This window comes from Bartonella sp. OC68QHHN, from assembly GCF_042193875.1.
Lineage (GTDB): Bacteria > Pseudomonadota > Alphaproteobacteria > Rhizobiales > Rhizobiaceae > Bartonella > Bartonella grahamii_A.
Genome location: NZ_JBHIME010000041.1, coordinates 1 through 5,571, shown reverse-complemented (window position 1 = coordinate 5,571; position 5,571 = coordinate 1). Strand labels below are relative to the sequence as shown.

4 protein-coding genes and 2 pseudogenes are annotated in these 5,571 nt (G+C 40.7%); all 6 read right to left on the bottom strand.

The genetic code is table 11. The annotated features are described in order from the left end of the window. Positions 1 to 165, bottom strand: a pseudogene (locus ACFIJ0_RS06055) (phage tail protein); the annotation flags it as partial. Between the two features lie 47 nt (positions 166 to 212). Next, the gene (locus ACFIJ0_RS06050) at positions 213 to 422 is read right to left on the bottom strand and encodes a 4-oxalocrotonate tautomerase family protein (RefSeq protein WP_330167992.1); all 210 of its coding nucleotides are present in this window, start codon (positions 420 to 422) and stop codon (positions 213 to 215) included. Between the two features lie 14 nt (positions 423 to 436). Further along, complete coding sequence (locus tag ACFIJ0_RS06045; RefSeq protein ID WP_375644046.1) at positions 437 to 1,708, bottom strand: hypothetical protein; 1,272 nt, start codon at positions 1,706 to 1,708, stop codon at positions 437 to 439. A 58-nt stretch (positions 1,709 to 1,766) separates the two neighbouring features. After that, a complete protein-coding gene (locus tag ACFIJ0_RS06040) occupies positions 1,767 to 3,635 on the bottom strand; it encodes an FAD/NAD(P)-binding protein (protein ID WP_375624305.1) in 1,869 nt (622 codons plus the stop codon). Between the two features lie 95 nt (positions 3,636 to 3,730). Continuing rightward, positions 3,731 to 4,942 (bottom strand): YbfB/YjiJ family MFS transporter, encoded by a 1,212-nt coding sequence (locus ACFIJ0_RS06035; protein ID WP_375624303.1) that lies wholly within the window; start codon positions 4,940 to 4,942, stop codon positions 3,731 to 3,733. A 228-nt stretch (positions 4,943 to 5,170) separates the two neighbouring features. Beyond that, positions 5,171 to 5,571, bottom strand: a pseudogene (locus ACFIJ0_RS06030) (baseplate assembly protein); the annotation flags it as partial.

Here is a 5,571-nt window from a genome sequence, read left to right as displayed (position 1 = left end):
ATCAAGAGCCGTGCCTCTTGCCCCAAGCTTTTGGATTTTTTCTGTCTCATGGCTAAAAATAAGGACAGGCTCATCGAGGGGGAAAACTTGGTTGTCAGCATCAGGGGCTGTAACAACCGCCCCAATAGCGCTCTGATCAAATGTTGCTAAAGGACGGGATTTTTTACATTAATTAACCATATTGACCTTAAATTATTGTCAAATACACAGAGTTATTCTTTATTTTGATCTTTCCTTAATTCTGTAATGGGAACACCATTAATACCCCAATTGTCTGTCTCGACTTCATCAATCACTACAACAGTTGTTTTGGGATTTTTATTCAGAATATTAACTAATAATTGAGTTGCCCCTTCTATTAGTTGCCGTTTCTGTTCAGAGGTAACCCCTTCATTAGTAATTTTAATGTTTATGTAAGGCATAAGATCTCCATAATTTATAAATATTGAATAGAAAAGCTCAAATAAATGAACGCAAAAAGATTAAACATTAATACATAATAACTATGCATTTTAAAGCTCGTATCCACCGGTGAAATATGCAGGCTACTGGAAGCAAAAATAGCATTTATTGATACAGGAGAAAGGAGTTGAGCTGCAATAAATAAGCAAATCCAAACCAAATAATCCGTAACCCCATAAGCCATCGATGACCCTAGTAAGGGAAATGTCAAACTAAATAGCACCATAGGATGAATTCCTACTACACTGAAAATTGGCAATACGAATAGAATACAAGCATAGCGCTGCCAAACAGAGATAGATGCCAATGAGTCACTAAACGTCACCGGCAACAAAGGAATAAGCAAATCACAAGTAGATATTAGCAGACTACAACCTAGCAACAACATAATTTCACTTGATATACTGCATATCACTGCCACCAAAGGAGTCAAAAAATCAATACTGCGTGAACTCCCACGCTCAATGACATATAGAATGCTCGCCGTCAATGCAACGCTTTCTAGTGCATTCAACCTGATAACTGTCAACGCAACGATAAATGTTAGCCAGAAAAATATCAAAAAAATCCAAACTCTTACTCTCGCTCCTTCTTTATTCGCTCTCCTCTCATCGCAAATAATCGGGTTAGCTAGCGGTACAACAGGAGAAATACACAACAACAACAGACTGAATAGAAAAAGTGGTGTCCCCAAAGCAGCGGATGTGAATATTGATGTTCTAGGCATAGCAGCGAAAACTGTTGCTGCACCAATGGTGGTCGGCATCAGTACCGTCGTGATGCTCATCATTCGCATCACAATAGCGGCCAAATGGCGAGAAGGGAAAACACTTTGCTTCAAGGCATCAATCATTAGGGGGATAACCCCCAAACTCATCGGCAAAGCTAGAAACGCAGTCAATATCGCGATGGACAGGGTAAGCGAACCCTTTCCATAACGCATCAACCGTTCAGAGACAAATTCTGAAATACGCCATATATTCATCACATACCGCAACAATCCCATGGCGAGTAATAGCCAAAAGACATCAGCAAAACGCACAAGCACAGTACTAACATCAGGAAAGTGCCAACGCCATATCAGCACTAAAGTACAAGTCAACAGGATGGCCACACCACTGCGTGCATTACCCTTCAACCACCAATATGGTATCGTCAAAAGCAAATAACCGATAACAGTCACTCCAGCCAATGGAATAAGAAACCAAGTTCTTATTGAGATAGATATAAGAAAAATAAATAGCATCAGCATCGCCATTATAGCGGATACAGAGGACATGCGTATCAGGAAGCTTTTTATATCATCAATGTACACTAATTGTTGAATCTTTGACTGAGTGGCGATTAAGAAGCTGCTCGTACATATCAATGACACAGCGCCCTGCATCCCGCAATGCACGCGAATTAACTAAAGGCCTAGGCAAAATATATGTATAAAAATTGGGACCCTCTACTGGATTACCTACCACCCATAATGTATTTTGTATTTGTCCTTTAGTATCTATAGGATGCTGCCGACAGTCAATATCAATACCACCAGGATGATATCCTTGGTTGATAAATGGTCGGATTATGCCCTGAGCAGCCAAATTTTGGATAAAAGGAGACTCGTCACGCAACGGAGAAAAACTATCAATTTTGGCCTTAATCAGCACATCTCCATCAACTGAACTGTTTTCATCTTGAAAAACAGACTGAATTTCGAAACGGCTGGTACTAGCATTAAGAACAAGTTTAGGTGAAGGTCCGCCAGCCAAAGTCACGATACCAGCCTCCATCAGTGCCTTCAACTCTTGGTTTCGCTGCATCGGTGGGCCAACAGAAATACGGTTGAAGTTTGGATTGAAATATTCAATAAAGTACTTGTGAGATGAAGACGTTAATCCGCAAAAATCAATTGCTGCACGTAAGATATCACGGACATCTCGTAGCACATCTGTAGCAGCTTTCACTGGACCATCAACATTACCTGCAGCGGAAGAATGAAGATCTTCCCTCAAATGCTCAATGAAGAATCTTGTATAATCATTCAGAGAGGCGAATATTTTATTTCGATGAGGATACAGCAACGCTTGAATACACTGCTCGTCTTTGGAAGTAACAATATAGGATTCAGGGTCTAGCCAGTGCCCTAGCTGCACACTTCGATAGACATAACACATTTCTTTAAGCAACAGAGGTAAAAGCTGCGTTTCGAAATCCAGCTGCGGAGAACCGTTAGCAATGCTGGACTGCTTACGCAGATGATGTATTGCATCGAGAGTAAGGAATGATGGTATGTATTGCCCACTACCACCCTTTTGATTAATCCCGCGACTACTAAAAGGCAATGTTTGACGGGAGAATAGAGCTATCTTAGGTTCTTTGCCGCTTGATATGTAGTGCAATTGTCCAGCATTTTCAGTAAAAGTCCCACCGCGACCGTAAGTCAATTGCGACAAAACATCATAGCTAGTTAATCCAATTCCCTGCACCAGCACACGAGACTGAGCTTGTATAGAGTCCAACTGTTCAATTGGATAAGGATTCGAATAATAGTTCAAAAGCGGGTTTTTCATTTGATGAACAGCCACAAACTGTTGCAGATTTTCATCATGCGATGAATATATATTCTTACCGTGACCAGTGGTAATATAAACAAAATCTACACTGTAACGACAGCCATCTTCCAAAAGAACATCCGTTTTATTGTCTTGGTGAATATGGAGATTGATAGCTTTTTGGCGGATCTCCTTAATACGAATACCGGAAGGTAAATCTTGCGTGAGCTCTTGGTAAGCCCAAGACAGATATTCACCTAACAAACGACGTGATAAATAATCATTTTCTTTTATTGCTCTCCCAACATTATGCTCTGTACGAGAAAAAACACCGTTAATATTCCGATAACCTTGTTGAATAGCCCATTGATAGAAATTCGGCCCCTTACGAATAGGCCCTACACCCTTAACTGTATCATCACCAAATAAAGTAATCTGACAAGCTACAGTGTTAACCAATAAATGATCTGGCTGATGCACACTATGGGTACCGGTTCCCATCTCATTGGGATCAATCAATAAAATATCAATGTTCCCAGAAAATGGATAATGGTAATAAAGCGTGAGTAAGCGTTCGAGAATACTGATCCCACGAGGACCAACACCCAAAATAGCAACTGTAGAGTGAAGCATTCTGTAATCTCCCCTATTAGAATAATTTGACTTTCACAAAATGTTTCAAAAAGAACTTAATAAATTCTCTCAACTTTTTAGTGAAGATTGCGGGGTTATGAAACGCCAACTACCTTTTTACAAAGACAATATTGACAGATTCCAGCAGCGGCAAAAAGCGCTACAGCCCCACAGATAACGGAAAGCGCAATGGTATGTGAACTAAACTGTAAAAAACTCGTCAAGAGAGGTCCTAATATTTGGCCAAAACCGTAAGTTAAGGTAGCCAACCCCAGCAGATTTATGCCATACGGCGCGTACAAACGCTTAGCTAACGGCATAACTAAAGAAGTCGTCCCCATAAAAGTAAATCCAAACCCTATGCAACTGAGAACTATCAGTACAAGAGACTGGCTAAATAATGTCAGTAATACGCATCCTCCTTGGATAAGCAAATTGAGCATCAGACAACGTAATACCCCCCACCGATGTGCTCCCCATAACCAAATGAAACAACTAGGAACAATGGCTATTCCGACAAACGACCATAAGTGGTTAGCGAGTAGTGGGAAATTAAATGTTTTCGCCATCAGAGGAAGATATGTCGCGACAATAATATAACCGAACCCAGCGAGCCCATAAATCAGAGCGAGTTCCCACCAAGCGATATTTTCGTGTGCCAATGACTCATTAATAGAAAATTGAGACGCATCAACACGACGTGGAAATAAAATAAACAACAAGAGCAACAATATAACAGATATTAAACCAGCTCCAAACCAAATATTTTTCGCGTTCAGCGATTTACTCAAACCAATAATGACATACTCATTACCCAGTAGAATACCAACTCCTACACCTGCATAGAGCGAAGCAATAACCCACACCTTGTGACTATGCTGCATAACCGTAATAGAACCAAAAATCATCATTGCCGCACTCGCTATACCAGCAGCAAAGCGGATCAAGAAGACCAAGTAAAAGTTTGTTGTTAACGCCATAGCAAAAATAAGTGCGCTCGTCACTATAGCTGCACCAGATAGCATGTAGGGAGCACGGGATATATTCCCAACTCTGCAAAACGAAAAAAACATACTCCCAACTAAATAACCGCCATAATTAGCGCTAGCTATATAAGAAAGTTGATTAAAGGTAAACAATCCTTCATCCAACATAACTGGAAATACCGGTGTATAGAAAAATCGCCCAATCCCCATCCCCAAAATCATAATAATCACACCGAATACAGCGATTCTAAAATAACTCAAATCTTGACAATTATTTTTTCCCCCCATTACTCTTAATCCCTTAACTGATAATTCCCTCATCCGCATTCTATCTCATCAACAGTAGCACTTATCTCCGAGAATAAAAGCAAATCTAGCCATTTGTTTAAGTAATCAGTGCAACATATTTAGCGATTATTGTCAACATTACTGGATCAGTTATATGTATTTGTTCGTTTTACACTCTGCTCCACGTATGCTCTTCTCCCTATAAAGCTTCTTTTTCAGAAAAATAATGGCTGAAATTAAGCAGCAATAACAACGAGGTCATCAATAAGCACGCCCCCGTAATGATAAGGCAATTTCCCCTAGTGCCACCGCTTCATCAGGTGCGACCAGAATATCCTTGCACGGTTGCGTTATGTTCACATGGTGAACGCCCTCAACCATCAAGCGGCTTAGTATCCAACTTATTGAGAGATCACGCCCAAGCCTTTGCGCACGCGCCCATTCTGCTCTTAAATTCTGCTCCGCTCTTTCCAAAACAAAGGAGCCTTCATCCGGTAACAACCAAAGATCAGCCGAAACATCGATCATCCGCTGTACCGCGCTTTTCACAAAGATGTGGTCATTGGTCATTTTAACATGGAGCTCATCAAGGGCTGTTTGAACCTTTGCAATCAAAGCCTCATCAGCTACCCCTGAAGGGGCGTCACTAAAAAGCGCAACAT

Excerpts from the sequence above, each read along its gene's own strand:
- ACFIJ0_RS06045 (WP_375644046.1), bottom strand. The coding sequence starts at position 1,708 with ATGCTATTTATTTTTCTTATATCTATCTCAATAAGAACTTGGTTTCTT.
- ACFIJ0_RS06050 (WP_330167992.1), bottom strand. The coding sequence starts at position 422 with ATGCCTTACATAAACATTAAAATTACTAATGAAGGGGTTACCTCTGAA.
- ACFIJ0_RS06040 (WP_375624305.1), bottom strand. The coding sequence starts at position 3,635 with ATGCTTCACTCTACAGTTGCTATTTTGGGTGTTGGTCCTCGTGGGATC.
- ACFIJ0_RS06035 (WP_375624303.1), bottom strand. The coding sequence starts at position 4,942 with ATGAGGGAATTATCAGTTAAGGGATTAAGAGTAATGGGGGGAAAAAAT.